The sequence below is a fragment of the Acinetobacter sp. BIGb0102 genome (assembly GCF_003815055.1).
Lineage (GTDB): Bacteria > Pseudomonadota > Gammaproteobacteria > Pseudomonadales > Moraxellaceae > Acinetobacter > Acinetobacter vivianii.
The window spans coordinates 68,302-94,070 of the sequence record NZ_RKQE01000013.1 but is presented as its reverse complement, the minus strand read 5'-3'; the positions used below and the strand labels follow the sequence as shown (position 1 = coordinate 94,070).

General features: G+C 43.5%; 15 protein-coding genes, 3 tRNA genes and 1 pseudogene. 4 read left to right on the top strand and 15 right to left on the bottom strand.

Annotated elements, in window-relative coordinates:
- Nucleotides 1-57: 57 nt before the first annotated feature.
- The 3 genes and pseudogenes from EC846_RS11655 to EC846_RS11645 form a co-directional block, all read right to left on the bottom strand.
- A complete protein-coding gene (locus EC846_RS11655) occupies nucleotides 58-600 on the bottom strand; it encodes a hypothetical protein (protein ID WP_032863984.1) in 543 nt (180 codons plus the stop codon).
- A 100-nt stretch (nucleotides 601-700) separates the two neighbouring features.
- Nucleotides 701-1,114: pseudogene (locus EC846_RS11650) on the bottom strand (DMT family transporter); the annotation flags it as partial.
- Between the two features lie 2 nt (nucleotides 1,115-1,116).
- Nucleotides 1,117-1,896 carry an AraC family transcriptional regulator gene (locus EC846_RS11645; RefSeq protein ID WP_123775269.1) on the bottom strand — a complete coding sequence of 260 codons (780 nt, stop codon included), beginning with the start codon at nucleotides 1,894-1,896 and terminating at the stop codon, nucleotides 1,117-1,119.
- Between the two features lie 117 nt (nucleotides 1,897-2,013).
- Here EC846_RS11645 and EC846_RS11640 point away from each other — a divergent pair, with 117 nt between their 5' ends.
- Entirely contained in the window at nucleotides 2,014-2,928 is a 915-nt protein-coding gene (locus EC846_RS11640; RefSeq protein ID WP_123775268.1) for a DMT family transporter, read from the top strand.
- Between the two features lie 49 nt (nucleotides 2,929-2,977).
- On the opposite strand, the gene EC846_RS11635 is transcribed toward EC846_RS11640, so the two are convergent.
- The 5 genes from EC846_RS11635 to rnr all read right to left on the bottom strand — a co-directional run bounded on the left by EC846_RS11635 (nucleotide 2,978) and on the right by rnr (nucleotide 8,835).
- Entirely contained in the window at nucleotides 2,978-3,430 is a 453-nt protein-coding gene (locus EC846_RS11635) for a hypothetical protein (protein WP_123775267.1), read from the bottom strand.
- A gap of 11 nt (nucleotides 3,431-3,441) precedes the next feature.
- On the bottom strand, nucleotides 3,442-3,648 hold the full coding sequence (locus tag EC846_RS11630; RefSeq protein WP_004775846.1) for a YheV family putative metal-binding protein: 207 nt from the start codon (nucleotides 3,646-3,648) through the stop codon (nucleotides 3,442-3,444).
- Between the two features lie 38 nt (nucleotides 3,649-3,686).
- Nucleotides 3,687-5,726: a M3 family metallopeptidase gene (locus EC846_RS11625; protein WP_123775266.1), complete on the bottom strand. Its 2,040-nt coding sequence runs from the start codon at nucleotides 5,724-5,726 to the stop codon at nucleotides 3,687-3,689.
- A gap of 99 nt (nucleotides 5,727-5,825) precedes the next feature.
- Nucleotides 5,826-6,341 (bottom strand): hypothetical protein, encoded by a 516-nt coding sequence (locus tag EC846_RS11620; protein WP_123775265.1) that lies wholly within the window; start codon nucleotides 6,339-6,341, stop codon nucleotides 5,826-5,828.
- A gap of 58 nt (nucleotides 6,342-6,399) precedes the next feature.
- Nucleotides 6,400-8,835 (bottom strand): ribonuclease R, encoded by a 2,436-nt coding sequence (rnr, locus tag EC846_RS11615; protein WP_123775264.1) that lies wholly within the window; start codon nucleotides 8,833-8,835, stop codon nucleotides 6,400-6,402.
- A 260-nt stretch (nucleotides 8,836-9,095) separates the two neighbouring features.
- Here rnr and EC846_RS11610 point away from each other — a divergent pair.
- The 3 genes from EC846_RS11610 (at nucleotide 9,096) to EC846_RS11600 (ending at nucleotide 9,397) form a co-directional block, all read left to right on the top strand.
- Nucleotides 9,096-9,185, top strand: a tRNA-Ser gene (locus tag EC846_RS11610).
- A gap of 11 nt (nucleotides 9,186-9,196) precedes the next feature.
- Nucleotides 9,197-9,273, top strand: a tRNA-Arg gene (locus tag EC846_RS11605).
- A gap of 47 nt (nucleotides 9,274-9,320) precedes the next feature.
- A tRNA-Arg gene (locus EC846_RS11600) sits at nucleotides 9,321-9,397 on the top strand.
- A 106-nt stretch (nucleotides 9,398-9,503) separates the two neighbouring features.
- On the opposite strand, the gene EC846_RS11595 is transcribed toward EC846_RS11600, so the two are convergent.
- The 7 genes from EC846_RS11595 to EC846_RS11560 all read right to left on the bottom strand — a co-directional run bounded on the left by EC846_RS11595 (nucleotide 9,504) and on the right by EC846_RS11560 (nucleotide 25,445).
- Complete coding sequence (locus EC846_RS11595; protein ID WP_123775263.1) at nucleotides 9,504-10,550, bottom strand: AbrB family transcriptional regulator; 1,047 nt, start codon at nucleotides 10,548-10,550, stop codon at nucleotides 9,504-9,506.
- Between the two features lie 76 nt (nucleotides 10,551-10,626).
- Nucleotides 10,627-12,123, bottom strand: a complete 1,497-nt coding sequence (locus EC846_RS11590; protein WP_005259783.1) for a tripartite tricarboxylate transporter permease — start codon at nucleotides 12,121-12,123, stop codon at nucleotides 10,627-10,629.
- A 15-nt stretch (nucleotides 12,124-12,138) separates the two neighbouring features.
- The gene (locus tag EC846_RS11585) at nucleotides 12,139-12,582 is read right to left on the bottom strand and encodes a tripartite tricarboxylate transporter TctB family protein (protein ID WP_004775837.1); all 444 of its coding nucleotides are present in this window, start codon (nucleotides 12,580-12,582) and stop codon (nucleotides 12,139-12,141) included.
- Between the two features lie 101 nt (nucleotides 12,583-12,683).
- On the bottom strand, nucleotides 12,684-13,679 hold the full coding sequence (locus EC846_RS11580; RefSeq protein ID WP_123775262.1) for a tripartite tricarboxylate transporter substrate binding protein: 996 nt from the start codon (nucleotides 13,677-13,679) through the stop codon (nucleotides 12,684-12,686).
- 436 nt (nucleotides 13,680-14,115) lie between these two features.
- Nucleotides 14,116-15,225: a porin gene (locus tag EC846_RS11575; RefSeq protein ID WP_123775261.1), complete on the bottom strand. Its 1,110-nt coding sequence runs from the start codon at nucleotides 15,223-15,225 to the stop codon at nucleotides 14,116-14,118.
- 329 nt (nucleotides 15,226-15,554) lie between these two features.
- Nucleotides 15,555-19,352, bottom strand: coding sequence for a beta strand repeat-containing protein (locus tag EC846_RS18480; protein WP_228200678.1), 3,798 nt, complete (start codon nucleotides 19,350-19,352; stop codon nucleotides 15,555-15,557).
- Nucleotides 19,353-19,955: 603 nt separating this feature from the next.
- Nucleotides 19,956-25,445, bottom strand: coding sequence for a beta strand repeat-containing protein (locus EC846_RS11560; RefSeq protein ID WP_123775260.1), 5,490 nt, complete (start codon nucleotides 25,443-25,445; stop codon nucleotides 19,956-19,958).
- Between the last annotated feature and the right edge of the window lie 324 nt (nucleotides 25,446-25,769).

Below are 25,769 nucleotides of genomic sequence, written 5' to 3'. Positions count from 1 at the left end.
AGCACCTACGGGTGCTTTTTTATTACTAAATAAATAGAGATTTAAATAAAACTATTTTTAGATAATTTTCTGACTTCTTAAATCTTGTAAAAGGTCTCCAATATTCGAAGAAATCGCTGAGCGTACAGCTTCAGAATCCGTGCCTCCTGCTGTTTTGGGAGCTGCTTTATGGGTTTTAATAGTATTTTTATAAATTGTTTTTCCATTCTTTGTGACTAAATATTCAATATCTAAATAAAAGTCTACTTCTACAAAGCCAATCCAATTATATTCAAATTTTTGAATATCTCCTGAGATTTTGAGATCTGCATCTTGGTTTGGGTTGAATCCAGCAGCAATTAATTCTTTAGTTAAGGATGATTTTAACAATACATCTGCTTTATCAGACATATACATGCTACCAATTGCTGCTGTTGGTTTTTGAAATTCATTTTGTTTAACCAAACCTTTCTCAGCGGGGATATATTTGAATACACCCACACCAATATCTCCTTGTCCTCGAATAGATGGGGAAGCAATATAATGAATAGGCATTGTGGTTGAGCATCCAGAAAGAAGTAAAAATGCCCCGATGAATGAGGTTAAAAATATTTTATTCACTTGATATTTCCAGTTGTTATAAAGCCGCACAATTTATCAAAAGGCTCAATAAAATAATAGTGGTGCCTTTATTGGTGAGTTTTGATATAGAAGTGATTGGCTATTTAGATCGTTTTATTCTTTGGATCAGCGGACTGCATAATAAAATTGCCAATAAAATAATACCGAAGCCAATCACACTGTATAAATCAGGTACTTCATTCCAGAGCAAAAATCCCCAAATGCCCGCGAAGATAATCGCAATATAATTGACAGGTGCAATCTGTCCAGCTGGTGCTAGACGATAGGCATGAGACATAAAAATCTGGCTGACATTGGCCAATACACCTGCTGCGATCAGGAAAAATAATTCATACAGGTGGTAAGGTCGCCAAACCCAGAACATCGGGATCACCGAAAGCAAAGAGCCGATCAGGCAGAAATAAAATACGATGCGTTCAGGTGGTTCGGTTTGAGTGAGGGCGCGAACAGTCACAAATGCCATAGAGGTCAATAGACTTGAACTGATGCCGACATTCAACGTGTAGGGCTGGAAAATTGTTTTAGATAATCACTGGGTGTCATGCTGGTTTCACGTTTAAACATGGCACTAAAAGCACTGGGACTTTCATATCCCAAATCTAAGGCAACATTGAGTACGGGCTTATTCATGGCGAGATCAATCATGGCTTGCATCAGTTTGGCTTGTCGAACCCAGTGAGAAAAATGTAAGCCCGTTTCTTTTTGAAAATGACGTGCCAGTGTTTTACTGCTGATATGTAATTGTTGTGCGCTCTCTTCCAGACTCCATTCCAAAGCCAGATTTTCTTTAATTCTCTGACAGAGCTGCTGAAGCTTCGGGCTTTGTGGATCAGGCAAATTAAAAGCCAGCGCAGGTAAGAGACGGACTTCATCCAGAATGAGTTGCAATAATCTTTCATTGCGGCTCTCAGGTTGAATCTCGTTTTGAATGTCCATCGCGCTGCTCATTAACTCCCTTAATAGAGCAGGAATCGCAACTACACGGCATTCATTTTGTATATCGTGCTGCAAGGTATCTTCAATAAATACACCCCGTGCTTTGACATCACCGCTACTCAACAGTGCGTGGGGTTTGTGTGCGGAAATCCACACACCACGTCCGGGTGGAATAATCCAGATTCCTTCATGGGTTTGGACACGGATCACGCCTGTCAGGGTATGAATCAGCTGGATACGGTCATGACTATGCCAGTCTTCTATATGGCCATGTGGATAGTTTTCTGAGAAGGCATAGACTGGATAATCCAAGAAGCCATGTTTAAAGTTTTTCCCCATGCTGAGCTAAACCTGAAATAAATTGTCCTTTTTACGATAGTTATCGTCTTTTTATCGAGAAACTATAAGTTGATTATTTTTTAGCATGATCTGTACGGCAATGTACAGGTTTAGATTATGTTTCAGAAAGCTTATTTTTATCCATTGTTCGCTATTTTATTTTGGGCTGGAAATGTTGTTGTTTCCAAAATGGCGAGTCATGCCATTTCTCCTGTGGCGATTACTTTTTATCGACTGGTACTGGCGCTCGCCGTGATGAGTACGTTTGTTCTGATTCCTGTCTGGAAAAACCGACACACCATCAGGCAATACTGGAAGCAATTGGCATTGGGCGGTTTCTTGTCAGTGTCACTGTTCCAATTCTTATCGTATCAGGCCGCATCGACGACCACGGCAACCAATATGGCGATCGTCACCGCCTTGATTCCATTACTCACCATGATCTTGAGTAGCGTGATGCTCAAAGACAGAATCAGCTATGGCATGTTATTCGGTGGCGCACTTTCTTTTTATGGCATTTTATACTTATTGGGTCACGGTAGTATTCGCAATATATGGGGGCAGGGCGTACATCTCGGCGATGGCTTAATGCTGATTGCAGCAGCAGGCTATGCTTTATATGGCGTGTTGTTAAAACGCTGGAAAATGCCGATTCCTGCCTGGCAATCTAATTTCGTACAGTCTAGTTTTGCGATTTTATATGTATTGCCATTCTTTGTGTTTTTACCTGCCCAAGATATACAACTGAATCAGCAAACTATTCCGTTGATTTTTTATGCCAGCATTTTCTCATCGGTATTGTTGTCTTATTTATGGATTGAAGGGGTCAGGCATTTAGGGCCGAATCGCAACAGTATTTTTATGAACCTGTTGCCTTTATTTACCGCATTGATTGCATTGGCTCTACTCGGAGAACATTTGCAAATGTTTCATTATATTGGTGGTGGTTTGACTTTGGTGGGAATCTTGATTGCACAAACGATTCAAAAACCGCTTCAGTTGAAATCTCGTTCTGAACAAATTTTAGATTAAAACGTTCGGCAATAAAAAAGCTTTAACGAAGGTTAAAGCTTTTTCTGTTTTAAGAGTGATTCTGGGCAGCGAGTTGCGCCTCTAATAACTTGATCTGCTCTTCCTTTAGTTTAAGCATTTGATCAACATCTTCATGTTGCTGCTTAAGCTCATGTTGCTGGTCTTGAAGTTGCAGGTGAATATCATCCAGTTTTGCAATTTCTTCCTTGGCCAGACTGTCATTGGTGGGAAGAGGCGCTTTAATAATCGATTCTTCAACCAGTTTAATTGGTTCAACAGGCTCATTTTCCGCAGTCACTGTTTCATTGCTGACTGTCGTGTCTGGTTGAGAGCTTGTAACAGTAGTTTGAGCTGCAACAGGTTGTGTTGGCGTTGTTGTCGATTGCTGATCTTTTTGTGCTAAAAACCATTGGACAGCAAGGAACAGAACCACAACAACACTTATTCCACCGATTATCATCCATAATAATCTGGAATTTTCAGTTGGATATGTGGACATCATTTTTAACCTTTCTAGTCAAAATGACGAGGTTTGAACTGTATCACCCCAATTTCATCTGGCTCAGCGGGTTGTTGCTCTTCCACGTGGGTTGGGCGCTTCTCGCTATAAGCACAGTCGATACATTCAATCCACTCGTCATCCACAGTGATGATCTTAACCACACGATCTAACGCTCCACATTTGGGACATTTTGCACCCGCGATGAATTGTCTTTTCATGTCAGTTAATTACACCCTGTGAATAATAATGACATAGTTTAAGCGGTTTTATCTGTGTTCGTCCAACCTTGATGACGTAATAACGCATCTATTTTAGGCTCTCTTTTTCGGAAATTGCGAAACGCATCAAGTGCTGTATCTTTTCCGCCAACTGCTAGAATAAACTTTCTAAATTCTTTTCCAGTCTCGGTATTAAAAATACCTTCGCTTTCGAAACGGTCAAAGGCATCACTTGCTAAAACTTCTGCCCATTTATATGAGTAGTAACCCGCAGCGTAGCCACCCGCGAAAATATGACTGAAACTATGCTGAAAACGGTTGTATGGAACAGTCGGGGCAACGGCAAACTTATTGCGAATTTCGTCCAGCGTTTCCTGAATCTGCTGGCTATTTAATGCTGGTGCTTGACGATGGATCGTCAGATCAAACAATGCAAATTCAATCTGACGCAGGGTTTGCATACCAGACTGGAAGAAACGTGCATTCAATAACGCGGATAGCAGTTCTTGTGGCAGGGTTTGTTTGGTTTCGGTATGTTCACTCAGGACATCCAGACTTTCATTATCCCATGCCCAGAATTCCATGAACTGACTTGGTAATTCAACTGCATCCCACGCCACGCCGTGTGTACCTGCAACCGAGATGTTATCTACTTCGGTGAGCATATGATGCAAGCCGTGTCCAAACTCATGGAATAAGGTAATCACTTCATCGTGGGTCAGCAGGGCAGGTTGATCGCCAATCGGCGGCGTAAAGTTACAGACCATGTAGCAAATCGGTTTTTGCAGGCCATTTGCCGTTTGCACACGTGAACGGAAACCGCTCATCCATGCACCACCTCGTTTGCCATTGCGGGCATATAAATCGAAGTAGAAACCACCCACCACTTGGCCTTGATCTTCAATTTCAAAATAGCGCACATCATTTTGCCAAACGGGTGCCTGACGTTCGACGATCTGGATACCGTAAAGGCGTTGTACGATTTGGAATAAACCTTGTACCACTTTGGGTGCTGGGAAATATGGTTTAAGCGCTTCTTGAGAAAGGTTGAACTGTTGTTGTTTTAACTTTTCAGAGTAATAGGTTGCATCCCACGGTTTGAGTTCTTCAATGCCATCTTGCTGTGCAATGGTCTTGAGTTCTGCAATTTCAGCCAGTGCTGGGGTACGCGCATGTTCTGCCAGATCGACCAGAAATTTATCGACAGTTTCGACATCTGGCGCCATTTTGCTGGCAAGTGAATATTCAGCGAAATTATTGAAACCTAGCAGTTGTGCCATTTCCTGACGTAAGCTTAGGATTTCTTCCATCACAGGTGTGTTATCAAATTCAGTCTTGTCAGACTGCTCAGATGCACGGGTGACATAAGCTTTGTAGAGTTCTTCTCTTAATTCGCGATCATCGGCATAGGTCATAATCGCAAAATAAGCAGGGAAGTCGAGTGTGGCAACGGCTTGCTCTAGCTCGCGTTGTTGTCCGTACTGCTTTAACAGTTCGATACTGCTTTGTGGTAAGCCTTTGAGCTGATCTTCGGTTAATGGTTTGAAGTAGGCTTGGGTTGCATCGAGCACATGGTTTGAGAAGTCCGAAGACAACTGGGACAAACGTGCCGAGATTTCTGCATAACGTTTTTTCGCTTCACCTTCGAGTGCAACACCAGACAGTTTAAAGTCACGTAAAGCCAGTTTAATGGCGCTTTGTTGTGCTTCACTAAGTGTCTGAAATGCAGCGCTATCGTGAATCTGCTGATAAGTTTGATACAACGGTGTATGTTGGCCCAATTGGGTATAATATTCGCTCAAACTTGGTAAAAGTGCTTGGTAAACCTCACGGGTTTCGGCATTGTTCATAACCGCATTAAGATGCGACAAAATGCCCCATGACTCACTCATGTTATTCTCAAGCTGATCGACTTCGGTCAATGTTGCAAGTTGGGCTTCTGTGCCTTGAGGAACTTCATTGAGTTGATTTAAGAAGTTCTGACCATTTTGAATCGTCTGTTCGATCTGTTGTTTTAATTCGGCAAGTTGAATGCGATCAAACTGAGGAACGGGAAGTGTCGCTTGCTGTAGTGTCATTGTATTTTTGCCATATCATCTTTAAACATAGTTATAGATGTAGGGCTTAGATGGAGAGAAATCAAGGCTAATAAAATATTTTTGAGTTTTCCATGTGTATCACTCATTTAAATCAGGAAAACGCCTTTTAGATTCCTCTACTCTTAATTCATTTGAGAGAAAAGAGATCGTAGGCTCAAAAGAATAAGCATATATCCCTAAAATAGATTTATTGGAATTTTCATAGAATTTACCAAATCCATTATCAACAGTTAGTTCCCATTCGAAATTCTTTTTATAGTGCTCGAAAAGATATTTTTGAATTTTTCTCAATTGAACGGGATCTTCTGTTTTAAGAGTGTAATTGATTTCATGTAACTTCCCCTTCCACTCGGTTAATTTAATATCAACAAGTTGAGCTTCGAAAAAATAATGTTTTGATTCCTGAATGAAGTTTTTATTAGGGCTGTATTCTTGCAGAGGGAATTTAGATTGAATCTTGGAAAAGTCTGAAAAAAGAGAAAATACGGGAATATCTAGGTGTATTTCTTTAGATGTCGAAAAGATTAATTTTTCAGTTTGTGCAAATAACAGGGATGAATGTAAAAGTAAAAAGAGAATTAAAAATATTTTCATGATATTGGCGGTTATAAAGTGAATGGCTTTAAGGTGTTAACCCTAAAGCCATTATAAATTACTCAGCCTTTGCTTTCGCATTCGACTTTTTCTTTTTCACTTTCTTTTTGGCCTTTTCTTTCGTTTCAGGCTTAGCAGCTGCTTTTTTAGCTGGCTTTTTGCTATAAGAACTTGGTTTGTTCTTATCCTTTTTCTTACGCACAGGCTTTTCGCCGTCTTCACTCACTTTAGACTTTGTCGATGCGGGTTTCCCAAATACTTCTTCAGTTGTTGAAGCACGATTTGAGCTAGAAGGATTCGCAGTACGAGGGGCTTTCTGGCGAATCACTCGACCTAAATGCGTTAATTGCTGAACCAACTGGAAGTCAATTTTACGTTCTTCCAGATTTACACCTGCCACTTGAATCTTGACTTCATCGCCGAGGCTAAATGATTGACCACGATTCTGACCGATTAAGCTTTGGCTGGCCTGATCATACAGGAAGAAGTCTTCACCCAATTGGCTAACATGAATCATGCCATCAACATAAAGATCTTTGAGGGTGACGAATAGGCCGAACTCAGTCACGGCACTAATGATACCAACAAACTCATCGCCTAAATGCTGTTGCATATAATGGCATTTCAACCATGTTGTCACACTACGTGAAGCTTCATCGGCACGACGTTCGGTTTGTGAGAAATGCTCACCCGCATCATCTAATGCTGCACCTGAAAGCGGGTAAGGTTTCTTATCAAGATAAGCCTTAATCGCACGATGTAACAATAAATCAGGATAACGACGAATTGGCGAAGTAAAGTGTGTATACGCTTCATAAGCAAGACCGTAATGTCCCGCGTTCTTCGCGCCATAATATGCTTGCATCATTGAGCGTAATAACACTGCATGAATACTTGGTGCATCTAAACGATCTTTGGTCGCTTCAATCACGGCTTGGTAATCGGCTTGGGTTGGCTGCTCAGGGAATGGCAAGCCGAGTAGCTTCACAAAGTCACGGACTTTTTGAATACGTGAGAATTCAGGTGCTTCATGCACACGATAAAGCATTGGAATATCATGTTCTAGAGCATATTCAGCTGCTGCAACGTTTGCCAGCAACATACATTCTTCAATCAGCTTATGCGCATCATTACGTGTACGTGGCAAGATTTCCTTGATTCCACCTAACTCATCAAAGATCATGTAGGTTTCAATGGTTTCAAATTCCATTGCATGACGTTCAGCACGAAGGCCTTTTAAGGTTTGATAAAGCTGGAATAGGGTGTTCAGCGATTTATGGATGGTCTTATCTTCTGGGATAGCATCCGTTGCGCCTTCAAAATATTGACCGACTTGGGTGTAGGTTAAACGCGCTTTAGAATGCATCACCGCAGGGTAGAATTCATAACCTGTGACTTTACCTGCACGAGAAAGTTTTAAATCACAGACCATACATAGACGGTCAACATGTGGATTTAAAGAACATAAGCCATTGGATAATGCTTCTGGCAGCATTGGCAATACGAAGTGCGGGAAATATACCGATGTCCCACGATCTTCCGCTTCTTCATTTAACGGAGAATCTAAACGAACATAATGGCTGACATCTGCAATGGCAACGACAACGCGATAACCACCGCCTGGGCGTTTTTCAGCAAAGACCGCATCATCAAAGTCACGTGCATCTTCACCATCAATTGTAACCAATGGCAGATCACGTAAATCAACACGACCTTGACGATCCTGTTCAGAAGGCTCTTTAAAGCTTTCTGCTTCTTTAATCACAGCATCTGGAAATTCATAAGGCAAACCAAATTCTAAAATCGTCTGCGGAATGATGATTTCTGTATCTGCTTTGTCTGCCATGGATTGAACCACATGACCTGTCGCCAGTTCTTCACGGGTCGGATAGTCATCAATGGCAACACGCAACATATCACCAACTTTGGCATTGGCATGTTCAATCAATTCTTTTTCTAAGGTAATCGGTTGATGCTGGTTTGGATTGCTGGGTTGAATGAAGTATTCACCGTCATGCTCAGAGACTTTACCAATAATCTGCTTAACGCGACGTTGTACCACTTCGGTAATAAAGCCCCAAGCCTTGCCTTTACGGTCAACAGACGTTTGGCGTACTTTAACGCGATCACCATTAAAGACCAGACGTAATTCACGCTCAGGCAGAAGGACATCATCCTGACCAGCAATATTGGCAGTGCCCAGTCCTTTACTATTGATATAGACCGTTGCTTCATGGCTCGGTAAATCTGTTGCAGGTTGGTATTTGAAACCATCCTTCATTAATTGCCCATCACGCACCATTGCACTTAAACGATGGTTTAAAGCATCAATACTTTTTTGATCTGGAATATTAAAGTGGTCGACCAGCTCTGCATGAGACTGTGCAGTTTTTAATTGTTCTAATGTAGTTAAAATAAGAGTTCGGCTAGGAATAGGATTATCGTAACGTTGCGCTTCTGCTTTTGCTTCGGGATCAGCCCAATTTTTAGTCATATCGTTTCATTTCACATCTGGCAGATCGGTTTAGCATAAGTCATTCAAACTCTAACTGCACGTCAAAGATTGCAAGATTCTGTTTATCGCTCCGATCTGAATAAAGGAGAGAACACTATATTAACAAGCGTAGAACTAAAAAATGCTGAAAAAATGCGTAAATTGATTAAAAAGTATTTGATTGAGCTGAAATAGTGGAAAAAAATAGGAACATCCCTTGTGTAATGTGGTTTTAGTTTGTATTATTGCGCTCGTGTTACGGTGAGATGGGTGAGTGGCTGAAACCACATCCCTGCTAAGGATGCATACGGGTAACTGTATCGAGGGTTCGAATCCCTCTCTCACCGCCACTTTACTTAAGGCGCTCATAGCTCAGCTGGATAGAGCACTTGGCTACGAACTAAGGGGTCGGGAGTTCGAATCTCTCTGAGCGCACCAAGTAAAGATTTAAAGTAACACATGCCATTATTGGCAACCTAAGTAATGCGCTCATAGCTCAGCTGGATAGAGCACTTGGCTACGAACTAAGGGGTCGGGAGTTCGAATCTCTCTGAGCGCACCAACTTAAATAGAAGAAACCGCTTAATTGCGGTTTTTTTGTGCCTGAATTTTGTGTTTTTACATATTTAACTTATTTAGAAAGTACTATTTTTATTATTTTTATTCAACTACTTAAGTTGAAATTTATGTTTGTTCCTTTCTAAAATTTGATAAAGATAACCCACTGTTCCAAGTACACCCACCATACGGATCACATGAAATGCGGTCACCATAGGCACGCCGAGCTGTAACACATTGGCGGTTAATGCCATTTCAGCCACACCACCCGGAGCAAGACCTAAACCAAGTGTGGGTAAGGGAATATCTGTCCAAAAGGCGAGGCTGTAGGCGAGCAAGCCAGCGAACAGAATAGCACTTAGATTGCTTAGGGCCACAATACTGAGATAATGCGGTGCAGTTTTGAAAAATCCTGGCTTAAATTTATTGCCTAAAGACCAGCCCAGTAAGACTTGGCCTAAATGTAAAATCGATGTTGGCATCGTCGACAGGTGAATATCTTGTGTGGTAAATAAAATTGTAACTAGTAGTGCACCGAAGGTCCAAGGATTCGGTAACTTGTAATATTTAAAAATACGACTGGCAAAGTAAGCCAAACTTGCTAACAGGGCAAGACCATACCAATTCACTTCGCCATGATGATGAAGCGTACTGTGATCAAGGCCATGCCATCCCATAAATTGATAAAAAAAAGGAACAATAACCACCACCATTAATACACGTAAGGTATGGGCAGAGGCAACTTTATCAACGCGGGCGTGATAATGCTCAGCCAAGTTAGACATTTCATTTGCACCACCGATTGCGGAAGCAAACCAAGCAGTTTTAAAGTCAACATTTCCCCAGCGATACAATATGGCAGAGCCGATTGCACCTAAGAATAAGGCAAAGAGTAGCCCGCCAAGCAGAAGAGGCCACTGCGTTGCAATCAGTTGAATCATTTGAGGAGTAAAATAGAGACCCAGCGTTAGTCCTAAAATCGACAAGCCGATATTACGTGCGCTGTGATGGCATTCGATTGGCGCATGATTTATTTTAAGAAATGCGGTAATGAATAAAGGCCCAAGTAGCCATGGAAGTGGCAGATGTAACCATTCCGCCAAGTGGGCACCTAAAAAGGAGACCGCTAGACTCAACGCATATTTCAGGTACATCATTCAAGCCACCGAAAATAAGTGAATAAACCAAAGCAAAGGCGCCAACAGCAATACATGGTTGCTATTGGCTATACAGTTAAGATCTTTGACGTTTGCTACGTAACCAGCGAATCAGTGGCAACACAATCATGATACCTGCCATGATCCATAACACCTTCGTGATATAACCATCAAAGAGAATAAATAATTCACCATGTGAAATAGAAAGAGCACGACGTAAACTGGATTCCATCAGTCCACCCAATACAAAACCGAGGATCAGGGCTGAAAGCGGGAAGTTGAGCTTACGTAAAATATAACCAAAGATACCGAGTACGACCATTAAAATCAGGTCGAATATCGTACTGTGGATGGCATATACCCCAACAAAACTTACCGCTGCAATGGCGGGTAGTAAAATGAAATGTGGAACACTCAGGAGCTTGGCAAAGTAGCGAACCAGTGAAATGTTCATAAATAGAAGTAGGGCACTGGCAATAAAGAGCGAAGCAATAAGTCCCCACACAATCGTTGGTTGCTCGGTAAAGAGTTGTGGACCCGGCGTAATATTATATAAAGTTAAAGCGCCCATCATGACCGCTGTCGTACCAGAACCAGGCACGCCCAAAGTCAACATTGGAATAAAAGAGCCACATGCTGAGGCATTATTCGCAGCTTCTGGCGCAGCAATTCCGCGTAAATCTCCTTCACCAAATTTACTGTCTTTACCTGCCAGCTTGCGCTCACTGGTATAAGCCAAAGCACTGGCAATCGTGGCACCTGCACCGGGTAAAATACCAATAATAAAGCCTAGAAAAGAACTGCGAAGGGTAGAGCCGAGTGTAAAAGTAAATTCTTTTAAATTGAATAGACTACGCTTACCTTGTCCTAATGCTTTTTGCCCAATTGCCGTTTGTTCCAGCATGATCAGGATTTCACTGATACTGAAGAAACCAATTACGATCGTGGTAAATTGAATTCCATCACTTAAACTGACAGAGTTAAAAGTGAAGCGATATACACCTGTCACAGCATCTACGCCCACTGTCGCGAGTAATAAACCAATTAAAGCGGAGATTGCTGTTTTTACAGGTTGATCACTGACCAAGCCACTTAAGCAGGTGAGTGCAAATACCATCAGAACAAAATATTCGGCGGGGCCAAACACAATCGCCCATTTTGCCAAGAGTGGTGCGAATAGAATAATCCCAACAATGGCAATGATACTTCCAATGAATGAGCTCATGGCGGACAGTGATAATGCAATACCAGCTTTACCCTGTTTAGCAAGTGGATAACCATCAAGCGTTGACATAATGGCTGCCGCATCACCAGGCACATTGATCAGAATTGCTGAAATTCGTCCCCCAAACTCACAGCCTAAATAGACCGAAGCGAGAAGAATCAGTGCGCTTTCAGGAGGTAGGCCAAGCGCGTAGGCAAAGGGTAACAGTAATGCCACGCCATTAATCGGGCCTAAGCCGGGTAATAAGCCAACAATGGTTCCTATAAATGCGCCAATAAGGGCAATAAATAAGTTTTGTGGGGTCAGTGCAACCTGAAAACCGTACATTAAATATTCAAAAACATCCATTTATTCTTCCCCGTTTTAATTAAAGAGGCCTAATGGCAGAGGGACATCTAGTACATAATCAAATAGTCCGTAGAGTAAGCAACCAAAGACAATGCCAGTGACAAGTGAAGCCTTGAGGCTGCCACCGAAAAGAGGGCCGACCAGAAAAAACATCAGGGCAGTCGAGATAGGAAAACCTAAAAGCTCAAAAGTGGTTGCGTAAATCAGCATGAATAACATGAGCAAACCAACTTTTTTTAAGATGCTTCGGGATAGCCCTAGGTTAAGTAACTCTGCAAGTTTCTTGGGCCGAATAACGAGATAAAAACAACATAGAATTAATAGTAATAATAGAAGTGCGGGGTAGGGTCTTGGCCCTAATGGATCATAGGCAATGGGTGCAACATAGCTCCAGCATAAATAAAGCAGACCAAGACTCACAATCCCTAAAATCCCTGAAAAAATTCTTTCTATGGGCATAATCATTCCTTTTCTGATCTGGTTTTTAGATAAATTTCAGGACACTGGAGTTTCAGTGGAAGAAATCTCCAGAGACTGAAATGCTTTTATTGTTTTCAGGATTATTTGGTAATGAGTTCGAACTCTTTGGAGAGATCTCTTAACTGATCGGTTTGCTGCAATACAAATTGATCTAACTCGGCGCCAGTCATCGAAAATGGCAGTAAATCAAACTGTTCACGGGTCTGAGTGAACTTTGGATCGGTGAGCATTTTATCGAATGCCGTTTTCCACCACTGATAGGCCTCATTACTCACTTTAGGACCAACGTAATAGCCTCGTACAACAGGCCACTGGATGTCATAACCTTGTTCTTTGGCTGTTGGTATATCTGCTAAGGTATTCGGAAGACGTTCAGGTGCAAAAACTGCAAGTGCGCGTAATTTGCCTGATTTAACATGAGGAATAACCTCCGCAATGCCTGCACTGACGACTTGAATATGATTGCCTAAAACTGAAGTAATGGCTTCACCACCACCTTCCATCGCGATATAAGTCATATCTTTCGGATTGACGCCAGCGGCTTTCGCCAACATTGCGGTTTGCATCCAGTCCTGACCGCCAACACTGCCACCCGCACCAAAGCTAATCGATTTCGGATTTTTCTGAAGAGCCTGAATCAGGTCATTAAGATTTTGGTAGGGTGATTCAGCACTCACAGCAACAACGCCGTAGTCTGTACCGACCACTGCGAGCCAACGTACGTCTTTTTCGGTGTATTGTCCGAATTTGCCTTGGGCCAAGTTAAGCAGTGAGCCTGTTGAGAATGCAACAATGGCATTGTCATTTGCTGGATCATTGGCAACGATCTTGTTATATGCCACTGCACCCACACCGCCTGGCATGTAGGTCACTCGCATTGGAGAGTTGAGTAGTTCAGTTTCTCTAAATGCTTTTTGTGCCAGTTTACAAGTCAGGTCAAAGCCACCACCCGGTTTAGCTGGGGCAATACATTCAGGACGTTTGGGTTCACCTACTTGGCCTTTGCTCTTATCACATGCAGATAAACCGAATCCTAAGGTGATCAATGTACTTGTGAATAAAATTTTTCTTAACATTTTAAATGTTTCTCCGTAAACAATTATATTGATATGCAAATTCATGCATATTTAATGGTGCTGCTTTTAATAAAAATTTAGAGTTAATATTAATAATTGAATTTTAGTTTTGAGGTGTTCCATTAACCTCTATTTTAGATTTTTTGCTATTGTGTGACTTGGTTATTGTTGAGATTAGCACTATATTTTGTGAGCCAATGGTGTGGTTTTAAAATATTCCTATATTGTTAATTTATTTGGAGTGTTATGTGTTTTTAAAAATGGATTTAGAAGGTGCGGATTACTGAATTTAAACGGTTTTAATTTTTTAATGGATTAATCTGATGAGTAAAATGGTTTTTCCTGTTATGAGAGGTGATCTTACTCAGATGTTTAAAAGCCAGAAATATAGAACTTCTGGCTTTTAATGATTATAAATTCTGAGCGATGTAGGGACTTAGAACTTAAATTCTAAACCTGTGCCTACAAGAGTTTGACTATCCTTTAGATTTGCCTGTTTAAAGCGCGCATAGCCTGTATAGCCATACGATCTTACCTGCTTGCTAAATGAATAACCGATACCTGTCATGATTTGCTGGGCTGTATAGTCGGCAGATTGATCTTTAAAACTGGTTTTGTTGGTGCTGTATTGGGCTTGTACATTCCATTTTTCATGATTTGGAATTTTGTATTCTGTACCGATAAGCCAGCCCACTGAATCATCAATATTGGCTGCACCTTCCTGATTCCCTTTTGCTTGTTCGATCTGAGATTTCTGGATCAAGGCCTTTAAAGAGAGGTCGTCGGTTGCTTTAATACGGGTGATTAAGCGTGTTGTGTTTGCGGCAGCCAATACACCATCGACATTAATATTTGTGTCTGATGCGTTCAGGAAACCTTGCCCTAAAAAGTTACTTGGGATCGCCTTATCATAGGCAATACCTGCGACAAGGAATGGATTGGTATAGGTCAGAGAGCTTGACCATGCATCACCTAAGCCTTTACCGTCAACAGTAACGCCTCCTTGACTGCTTTTGATACCTTGACCTTCTCCAGTTGCCAGAAGGGCAATAAATTCAACATTAGCATCCTGCCCCACAGAAAACTTAGGTGATTCATATAACACTGAATTATTAATCCGGTTTTCACCAGGCATAATGCCAGTGACATCTGCTGTATTACGAACATAGTTATTAAAGCTATCTACTGGGCTTGAAAGTCTCTTTAATGGTGAATTATGTTTGCCAACTTTTAGCGTACCAAGATATTTATCTTTTAAACCTACATATCGATCCCGTTGTGACCAATCGGTACCATCGCCGTCTGCATTAAATGCCCATTCGACTAAGTAAACTGCGTCTAAACGATCTGTAAGTTTCTCCTCACCTTTAAGACCGACAAAGGAACTATTCGTGTTGATTTTCCATACATCTTTATTTTTTGTATGGGCATTATTTTCGGGTAAATAATCAACACTGGCGTCGATCTCACCATACATGTGAGGAGCAGCAAATGCTGAGCTGGTGATGATCGTGAATATGCTGGCAATTAAAACCGTAACTCTCATTTTTTCATCCTGAAAAGTTTATAAAGCATCCCTTAGGGATGATGTGTCATTGTTGTGTTGTTTAAAATATTAAAATGCTTAAGCCTTTAATACAGGTAGATTTTTAATAGAGTGAATAGTTTTTATCAAGCGCTATAGCGGAGTGATTATTTGAGTTTTTAAATGGAATTATTTTAATATTTTGTGGGGGTGTTTATTGTTTTTTAGAATTTATATTTTATTTAAGTGGATTCAGGGTTTTTATATGATTTATTTTTTTTGGGTGTAAATGGTTATATTATTAAAAAATAAAAAAGCCGCTAATAATAGCGGCTTTTTTATTGATTTGTTTAGAAGTGATTTACTGAACTGAAGAGATGATCAGTTAAATTACCTAAAGAAGATTGAAGCGATACAAGGTCGGTTAAAGAACCACCATTTGGATTTGGTTCACCCACCGCAATACCTGAACCTGATGAAACTGTTCCTGTAATCGCATCTAAAATTCCATCCACGCTACCATGGACATTGTAGTCGCCATTTCCAGCACTGATACTAATGAGATTATTGAGGCTATCAAGCGAGCCATCACCGAAGAGGGTACTCACGTGGTCTTGTAATGTATCAACAGCCACATTTCCGCTACTAATCACGGTCTGGATTGGTTGAGCGATACCAGAAATAATATCTCCGCTATTTACGCCGCCGCCAATACCGCCAGTAATACTGCCGATAATGTCAGTGATTGAGCCTAAAGGACCGCCTTCACCGCCGCCGATACCGCCAGTAATGCCGCCGATAATGTCAGTGATCGAACCTAAAGGACCGCCTTCACCACCGCCGATACCACCAGTAATACCACCGATAATGTCAGTGATTGAGCCTAAAGGGCCACCTTCGCCACCACCGATGCCACCTGTAATGCCACCGATGATGTCAGTAATTGAGCCTAAAGGACCGCCTTCACCACCGCCGATACCACCAGTGATTCCACCAATAATGTCAGTGATAGAACCTAAAGGACCGCCTTCGCCACCGCCGATGCCGCCAGTGATTCCTCCGATAATGTCAGTGATCGAACCTAAAGGACCGCCGTCACCGCCACCAATACCGCCTGTGATACCACCAAGCAAGCCACCAACATCAGTGAGGTCACCCACTGCATGTTGAACCAGACCAGAAGCTGTTGAACCATTGGTGATTAGTGTACCGATAACGCCAGTAAGAGAGCCTACAGCACCGCCAATATCAGCGCCTGCTAAATCAGAAATAGCTTCAAGTGTACCGTTTACAGTATCGCGAGAAGTTTCAAAGGTGAGGGTACCGAGATTGGTCAGATCCGTAACAGGATGAACACCCGGAAGTACGCTACCAATTGCACCACCGACCGTGCTAATGCCTGTGTTGATAATATCTGTTTTCAGGCTTTCAACGCCTTGCAGTACATCAATACCAGTCTGAATTACGCCTGTAACTGGATTGTTACCAAGGTCACCGCCTGTGATACCACCGATGATTCCAGTGATTGCACCAAGAGGGCCACCTTCACCACCACCGATACCACCAGTAATACCACCAATGATTCCAGTGATTGCACCAAGAGGACCACCTTCGCCACCGCCGATGCCGCCAGTGATTCCTCCGATAATGTCAGTGATCAAACCTAAAGGACCGCCTTCCCCGCCGCCGATACCACCTGTAATGCCGCCGATAATGTCAGTGATTGAGCCTAAAGGACCACCTTCACCGCCGCCGATACCGCCAGTAATACCACCGATGATACCTGTGATCGCGCCAAGAGGACCGCCTTCACCGCCACCAATACCGCCTGTGATACCACCAAGCAAGCCACCGACATCAGTGAGGTCACCCACTGCATGTTGAACCAGACCAGAAGCCGTTGAACCATTGGTAATTAGTGTACCGACAACGCCAGTAAGAGAACCCGCAGCACCGCCAATATCAGCGCCTGCTAAATCAGAGATGGCTTCAAGTGTACCGTTTACAGTATCGCGAGAAGTTTCAAAGGTGAGGGTACCGAGATTGGTCAGGTCGGTAACTGGATGAACACCCGGAAGTACGCTACCAATTGCACCGCCTACAGTGCTAATACCTGTGTTAATAATATCTGTTTTCAGGCTTTCAACACCTTGCAGTACATCAATACCAGTCTGAATTACGCCAGTGACAGGATTGTTACCAAGGTCACCGCCTGTGATACCACCAATGATTCCAGTGATTGCACCAAGAGGGCCACCTTCGCCACCACCGATACCGCCAGTAATGCTGTCGATAATTCCAGTAATTGCACCTAAAGGTCCACCTTCACCACCACCGATGCCACCAGTGATTCCACCAGTAATGCCACCGATAATTCCAGTAATTGCACCTAAAGGACCGCCTTCACCGCCGCCGATACCGCCAGTAATGCCACCAATGATTCCAGTGATTGCACCAAGAGGACCACCTTCACCACCACCAATACCGCCTGTGATACCACCAAGCAAGCCACCAACATCAGTGAGGTCACCAACTACATGTTGAACCAGACCAGAAGCCGTTGAACCATTGGTAATTAGTGTACCTACAACGCCAGTAAGAGAACCCGCAGCACCGCCAATATCAGCGCCTGCTAAATCAGAAATGGCTTCAAGTGTACCGTTTACAGTATCGCGAGAAGTTTCAAAGGTGAGGGTTCCAAGATTAGTCAAGTCAGTAACTGGATGAACGCCTGGAAGTACGCTACCAATTGCACCACCGACCGTGCTAATACCTGTGTTGATAATATCTGTTTTCAGGCTTTCGACACCTTGCAGTACATCAATACCAGTTTGAATCACGCCAGTGACAGGATTGTTGCCTAGATCACCACCAGTGATTCCACCGATGATTCCAGTGATCGCGCCAAGAGGACCACCTTCGCCGCCGCCAATACCACCCGTAATGCCACCAATGATTCCAGTGATTGCACCAAGAGGGCCACCTTCACCACCGCCAATACCTCCAGTGATTCCGCCGATGATTCCAGTAATTGCACCTAAAGGACCGCCTTCGCCACCGCCAATACCGCCAGTGATTCCACCGATAATGTCAGTGATCGAACCTAATGGGCCACCTTCACCACCACCGATACCACCAGTAATGCCACCGATAATTCCAGTAATTGCACCTAAAGGACCGCCTTCACCGCCGCCGATACCGCCAGTAATACCACCAATGATACCTGTGATCGCACCAAGAGGACCGCCGTCACCACCACCGATGATTCCGCCTGCGTTGGTAAGATCACCAGCAATATGCTGAACCAGACCAGAAGCTGTTGAACCATTGGTGATCAGTGTCCCGACAACGCCAGTAAGAGAACTTGCAGCACCACCAATATCTGCGCCTGCTAAATCAGAAATGGCTTCAAGTGTGCCATTTACAGTGTCGCGAGAGGTTTCAAATGTAAGCGTTCCCAAATCTGCAAGATCACCAATTGGATGTTCAGATTGATGAACTGCACCAATAATTGTATTTGCAACCGTATCAATACCTGTATTGATCACTTCAGTTTTTAAGCTTTCAAGCCCTTGAAGAACATCAATACCAGTTTGGATTACACCTGTGACAGGATTATTGCCTAAATCACCGCCTGTAATGCCACCAATAATATTAGTGACCGCGCCAAGTGGGCCGCCTTCTGTACCACCTGTAATACCACCGATAATGCCTGTTACTGCACCGAGTGGATTGCCACCAGCCCCGCCAGTGATACCACCAATAATATTTGTGACGGCACCTAATGGGCCACCGTCAGTTCCACCTGTGATACCACCGATGATTCCGGTAACTGCGCCCAGTGGATTGCCCGCAGCGCCACCTGTAACTCCTCCAATAATATGCGTGACAGAATCAAGAGGACTACCACTTGTCCCACCTGTCACACTACCAAGAATGTTTGTAACTGCCCCAAGAGGATTGTTGGCTGCTCCGCCAGTAATACTGCTAACAGTATTCGTGAGTGTATTTGTTGAAACGATATTGGTAATGGTAGAGAGTGACAGGGGAGCAAGGAGTGAACCGCCAACATGTGATGTTGAGCTATTACTATCGACTAAACTCGAAGTAATGCTTTTAATGGGTGATAGAAGACTTTTAAAAAGCATAACGATACCTATATTTTTAAAGTTGTGTTGTTCTAAGTAGTTATTAAATTGCTATGATTATTTTGTGATTAAAGTCACATTAATCTATTTTAGTGTTATATGCGGCAGTTATTTTGTCAATCTGTAACGGTATTGATCTGGATTGTTAAATTTGAGTTTAAGTTGCTGAATAATATTTATTTTTTTGCATAAAACATTCTATTAAATCTACATATGTATTTTATTATAAAAAGGGCGATAAACTCATTAGAATAAAATATAATCAAATTTATCAGTCAATTAAAATGAATTTTTCACTCAAAAGCGCTCCTTTTTTAGGCAGAAATGGGAAAATTTATAAAATTTGTTACTCATTTGAAAATAAATATTTCGCCTAAAATAGTATGTTTAAAAAATAGATAAAAATCATAGTATTAATATTGTTTGGTAAGTTTTATTAAAATAAAAATCAAGTAAAAAATGATGATCTTTTTACAGGTCAGCAAGGTGTTGTTAAAAAAAACTTATTAATGAAAACTAAGATTCTTGCTTAAGTAGATTGAAATTGTGGTCTAAGGGAATAGAAAAGCCACTGACCTCAGCAGCTTTTCTAAAAGTTAAAGATTAAAAGTGATGAACAGAACCGAAGAGGTGATCGGTTAAGCCTGATAATGGTGAGGTGATTGAAATAATATCTGTTAAAGAGCCGCCATTTGGATTTGGCTCACCTACAGCAATACCTGAATTTGATGAAACTGTGCCAGTAATCGCAGTTAAGATGTTATCAACACTACCATCTTCATTATTGACATGAACAAGGTTGCTAATGCCATCGAATAGATTGCCATTTGATAGGCTACCCAAACTGTCTTGTAGAAGATCGAGAGTTAAGCTACCACTGCCAACCACAATTTGAATCGGTTGAGCGACTCCAGAAATCACGTCACCGCCGCCGATACCACCGGTAATGCCACCAATGATGTCAGTGATTGAGCCTAAAGGCCCACCTTCGCCACCACCGATACCACCAGTAATGCCGCCGATAATGTCAGTGATCGAACCTAAAGGACCACCTTCACCGCCGCCGATACCACCAGTAATGCCACCAATGATGTCAGTAATTGAGCCTAAAGGACCACCTTCGCCACCGCCGATGCCGCCAGTGATTCCTCCGATAATGTCAGTGATTGAGCCTAAAGGACCACCTTCGCCACCGCCGATACCACCAGTAATACCGCCGATGATTCCAGTGATCGCACCAAGAGGACCGCCGTCACCACCACCGATACCGCCAGTGATTCCACCGATAATGTCAGTGATCGAACCTATTGGACCACCTTCACCGCCGCCGATACCGCCTGTAATGCCACCGATGATGCCAGTAATTGCGCCAAGAGGGCCACCTTCACCGCCGCCGATACCGCCAGTGATTCCACCGATGATGCCAGTGATTGCGCCAAGAGGCCCGCCTTCACCGCCACCAATACCGCCTGTGATACCACCAAGCAAGCCACCGACATCAGTGAGGTCACCCACTGCATGTTGAACCAGACCAGAAGCCGTTGAACCATTGGTAATTAGTGTACCGACAACGCCAGTAAGAGCACCCGCAGCACCACCAATATCAGCGCCGGCTAAATCAGAAATGGCTTCAAGTGTACCGTTTACAGTATCGCGAGAAGTTTCAAAGGTGAGGGTACCGAGATTGGTCAGATCCGTAACAGGATGAACACCCGGAAGTACGCTACCAATTGCACCACCGACCGTGCTAATACCGGTGTTGATAATATCTGTTTTCAGGCTTTCAACACCTTGCAGTACATCAATACCAGTTTGAATCACACCGGTAACTGGATTGTTACCTAAGTCACCGCCCGTAATGCCGCCAATGATTCCAGTAATTGCACCTAAAGGCCCACCTTCGCCACCACCGATGCCACCCGTAATGCCACCAATGATGTCCGTGATCGAACCTAAAGGCCCGCCTTCACCACCGCCGATACCGCCAGTAATGCCGCCGATGATTCCAGTAATTGCACCTAAAGGCCCGCCTTCACCACCACTGATGCCACCCGTAATGCCGCCGATGATGTCAGTGAGTGAGCCTAAAGGCCCGCCTTCACCACCGCCGATACCGCCAGTAATACCACCGATAATTCCAGTAATTGCACCAAGAGGACCACCTTCACCACCGCCGATACCGCCAGTGATTCCACCGATGATGCCAGTGATTGCGCCAAGAGGCCCGCCTTCACCACCAATACCACCAGTGACGCCTCCAACAACCCCAGTCACCGTACCGAGTAGGCCTGTACCGCCTTCGCCATCACCCGCCACAATATGAATAATGTTGGTTACAGGGCTTAGTGGATTAAATTCACCTTCACCATTTAAACCGCTGAGGTCGAGTACCGAGATAGCATTGCCTGAGAAGTTAATTGGAATCGTAATCGGTGTCACGATACTGGCATCATCACCAATACCATTGCCAATACCGTAATTATGCTCACCATTGCCTGCGCCAATACCGCCGAGCAAGCCGCCTGAGCCATTACCACTACCGCCGTTGCCTGTACCATTCCCATTGTTGGTGCTGTCATTGTCCTGAACATAGTTGTTGGTTGTGGTCGATGAATTATTGTGAGAGTTGGCAGTTGCACTACCAAATAAAGAGATTGCATTACCTGAGAGGTTAATCGGAATGGCAATCGGGGCGACGATGCTGGCATTGTCTGCAATACCATTACCGATGCCATAGTTATGTTCACCATTACCTGCTGCAAAACCGTTGAGTAAACCGCCCAAACCAAGCAAGCCGCCTGAACCGCCACCTACGCCATTGCCGCCACTATTACTATTATTGGTGGAGTCATTGTCCTGAACATAGTTATTGGTTGTGGTTGAGGAATTATTGGTTGAGTTGGCTGTTGCGTTACCAAAGATCGAGAAAGCATTACCCGATGCATTGATTGGGGTCGTAATCGGGATCACGACACTCGCATCATCGGCAATACCATTGCCAATACCGTAGTTGTGTTCGCCATTACCTGCGGCAACACCATTTAATAATCCGCCTCCTGTGCCATTGCCTGAACCGCTGCCAGTACCGTTACCACCGCTATTACTGTTATTGGTTGTATCGTTATCCTGGAAGTAGTTATTGGTTGTGGTCGAAGAATTATTCACTGAGTTTGAAGTGGCATTACCAAAGAGAGAGAAGGCATTACCCGATGCGTTAATTGGTGTGGTAATAGGAGCAACCACACTGGCATCATCAGCAATACCATTACCAATACCGTAGTTGTGCTCGCCGTTACCTGCACCGACACCATTTAATAAGCCACCACCAACGCCATTACCTGCCGTACCGCCAACACCGCTACTGCTGTTGCCATTATTAATGCTGTCATTGTCCTGGAAGTAGTTTGTGGTTTTGGTTGAGGAGTCGTTGACTGAGTTTGAAGTGGCATTGCCAAAGAGGGAGAAGGCATTACCCGAACCGCTGATTGGCGTTGTGATGGGTGCAACGACACTAGAATCATTGCCGATACCATTGCCAATACCAAAGTTATGGTCGCCATTCCCTGATGCAGGGCCATTACCCCAACCGCCAACGCCATTGCCAGCCGAGCCATCAGTCAGGCCAGTGCCGCTGTTGCTATTGTCGGTGGTGTCGTTGTCTTCATAATGATTGACGGTTGTGGTCGATGAGTTATTGACTGAGCTTGTGGTTGAGTCTCCAAAGACAGAGAACGAGTTACCCAAGCCGCTGAGTGGGGTGGTGATTGGCATAACCACACCAACGTCATCACCATTACCGTTGCCAATACCGTAATTATGTTCGCCATTGCCTGCACCGACACCATTGAGTAGACCACCGATACCATTGCCAGACCCACTACCTACACCTGTGCCGCCGCTGTTGCTATTGTCTGTCGTGTCATTGTCACGAACAATATTGGTGGTGGTGGTCGAAGCATTGTTATGAGATGAGTTATTGGCATCACCAAAGAATGAGAACTCATTGCCTAGGCCATTGATTGGCGTCGTGATGGGTGTGGTGATACCTACATCGTCACCATTGCCATTACCGATACCATAGTTTTGCTCACCATTGCCTGCACCAATACCGCTCAGTAGGCCCCCGATTCCATTGCCAGCAGCGCCTGCGCCACTATTGCTATGGTCGATATGATCATTGTCTTCTACGATGTTGGTGGTATTGGTTGATCCATTGTTGACCGAGGTATTGCCTGTATGAGCTGGATCATTGCTTCCGAACCATGAAACATTATTCCCCATGGCATTGATTGGACTCACAACTGGAGAAGTCCAGTCAGCGTCATCACCGTTACCATTGCCGATGCCGTAGTTGTGTTCACCATTGCCAGCGCTGATACCATTGAGTAAGCCACCCAGACCATTGCCAGTGCCGCCCGTACCTGTCCCACTATTGCTATTATCAGTGCTGTCATTGTCCTGAACATGGTTCAGTGTGGTGGTTGGTGCTGAATTGGTAGATGAGTTATTGCCACCACCGCCAACAGAGTTGCCGAGTACATTCAATGGTGTAGTCCAAGGCACAGTAATATCGACATCATCTCCATTGCCATTCCCGATACCATAGTTTTGTTCGCCATTGCCTGCGGCAGGACCATTGCCCCAGCCACCAACACCATTTCCGACGCCACCTAGGCCTGTTCCACTATTGCTGTTATCCGTTGTGTCATTGTCCTGAATAATGTTGGACGTGGTGGTTGGTGCGGTATTGGTCGAGTTCACATCGCCATCGCCTAAACCTGCAAATGAATTGCCGAGTACATGCACTGGCGTAGTCCACGGTACGGTTACGCTGGCATCGTCACCGTTGCCATTGCCAATTCCGTAATTATGTTCATCATTGCCTGCACTAATGCCGTTGAGTAAGCCACCCAAGCCATTACCTGAGCCTCCGACACCTGCACCTTGATTGCTGTTGTCAGTTGTGTCGTTGTCTTGAATCACATTGGACGCTGAAGTTGGGGCTGTATTGACGGAGTTCACATCACCGCTACTAAGACCTGCAACTGAATTGCCGAGTACCTGAAATGGTGCTGTGACGGGTGTCGTGATACTGGCATCATCACCGTTACCATTGCCAATGCCATAGTTCTGTTCACCATTTCCAGCACCGACACCATTTAACCAGCCACCACCACTGCCGTTGCCCGCAGCACCAGTACCTGTATTGCTGTTATTGATAGTGTCATTATCTTGAATGTGGGTAGAGGAGGAGGTCGGTGCGGTATTTATAGAATTCACATCACCACCGCCCAAGCCAGCAATCGAATTACCTACCGCTTGAACAGGTGTCGTCCATGGAATCGTGACTGTGGCATCATCACCGTTTCCATTACCAATGCCATAATTATGTTCGCCATTTCCTGCTGCCACACCATTCAGTAAGCCCCCACCATTGCCGTTCCCAGCACCAGTGCCAGTATTGCTATTATTGGTGGTGTCATTGTCTTCAATGAGTGTAGTTGAGCTGGTTGGTGTTGTATTAACTGACTCCAGATCGCCATTACCAAGCGCTGCAACAGAATTACCTAATGCTTCGAATGGCACTGTAACAGGTGTCGTAAGATTGGTATCATCTCCGTTGCCATTCCCAACGCCATAATTATGGTCGCCGTTTCCAGAAGCGATACCACTTAACAAACCGCCATTGCTGCCATTCCCGGCACCTGCGCCAGTATTGCTATTATTGATAATGTCATTGTCTTGGACGTGAGTCGAAGATGTTGTCGTCGCCGTATTTACAGATGACGTACCTCCAAGCCAAGGGAATGAATTGCCTAATGAATGAAAAGCTGTCGTAAAAGGGAAAGGAAAATTAAGATCTTGGGCGTTACCAACCCCAACACCGTAATTTTGATGACCATTGCCTGTGATAACACCGCCTAATAAACCATCACCTGAACCATTACTATTATTGGTGATGGTGGTATCTTCGACCTGAACATGATTTGTTGTCGATACAGTGTTAACAGGAACTGGCGCCGTTGCTTGGCTATTACTACTCGAAAGCGAGAGAATACCCGTAATTGGTGATAAAATATTTTTAAATAACATGTCGATATACCTATAATTATTAAAGTTTTGTTTTATTTAGCTTAATAATTATGTGACTCCTGTCTCATAATATACCAATTAGTATTGGTTGATTAACGCTTTAATGTCAATATTGCAGTATGTATCATATTTTTAATGGATTATAAAATTGATATAAAACAAAGAATTGGAATTTGATTTTAAAGTCTGGATTTTAATTGTTATTAATATTATGAAATTATAGATTATTTATAAAAATTACAGAGTCATTTATGATGATGTATCGAAAAATTAATTAGTTAATTGAATTTTAATAACTAATCTATTTAAAGTTCTTTTTAGGTA

Bases quoted from the DNA above. Each gene is read 5' to 3' on its own strand.
- EC846_RS11645 (WP_123775269.1), bottom strand. From the start codon at position 1,896: ATGGGGAAAAACTTTAAACATGGCTTCTTGGATTATCCAGTCTATGCC.
- EC846_RS11640 (WP_123775268.1), top strand. From the start codon at position 2,014: ATGTTTCAGAAAGCTTATTTTTATCCATTGTTCGCTATTTTATTTTGG.
- EC846_RS11635 (WP_123775267.1), bottom strand. From the start codon at position 3,430: ATGATGTCCACATATCCAACTGAAAATTCCAGATTATTATGGATGATA.
- EC846_RS11630 (WP_004775846.1), bottom strand. From the start codon at position 3,648: ATGAAAAGACAATTCATCGCGGGTGCAAAATGTCCCAAATGTGGAGCG.
- EC846_RS11625 (WP_123775266.1), bottom strand. From the start codon at position 5,726: ATGACACTACAGCAAGCGACACTTCCCGTTCCTCAGTTTGATCGCATT.
- EC846_RS11620 (WP_123775265.1), bottom strand. From the start codon at position 6,341: ATGAAAATATTTTTAATTCTCTTTTTACTTTTACATTCATCCCTGTTA.
- rnr (WP_123775264.1), bottom strand. From the start codon at position 8,835: ATGACTAAAAATTGGGCTGATCCCGAAGCAAAAGCAGAAGCGCAACGT.
- EC846_RS11595 (WP_123775263.1), bottom strand. From the start codon at position 10,550: ATGATGTACCTGAAATATGCGTTGAGTCTAGCGGTCTCCTTTTTAGGT.
- EC846_RS11590 (WP_005259783.1), bottom strand. From the start codon at position 12,123: ATGGATGTTTTTGAATATTTAATGTACGGTTTTCAGGTTGCACTGACC.
- EC846_RS11585 (WP_004775837.1), bottom strand. From the start codon at position 12,582: ATGCCCATAGAAAGAATTTTTTCAGGGATTTTAGGGATTGTGAGTCTT.
- EC846_RS11580 (WP_123775262.1), bottom strand. From the start codon at position 13,679: ATGTTAAGAAAAATTTTATTCACAAGTACATTGATCACCTTAGGATTC.
- EC846_RS11575 (WP_123775261.1), bottom strand. From the start codon at position 15,225: ATGAGAGTTACGGTTTTAATTGCCAGCATATTCACGATCATCACCAGC.
- EC846_RS18480 (WP_228200678.1), bottom strand. From the start codon at position 19,352: ATGCTTTTTAAAAGTCTTCTATCACCCATTAAAAGCATTACTTCGAGT.
- EC846_RS11560 (WP_123775260.1), bottom strand. From the start codon at position 25,445: ATGTTATTTAAAAATATTTTATCACCAATTACGGGTATTCTCTCGCTT.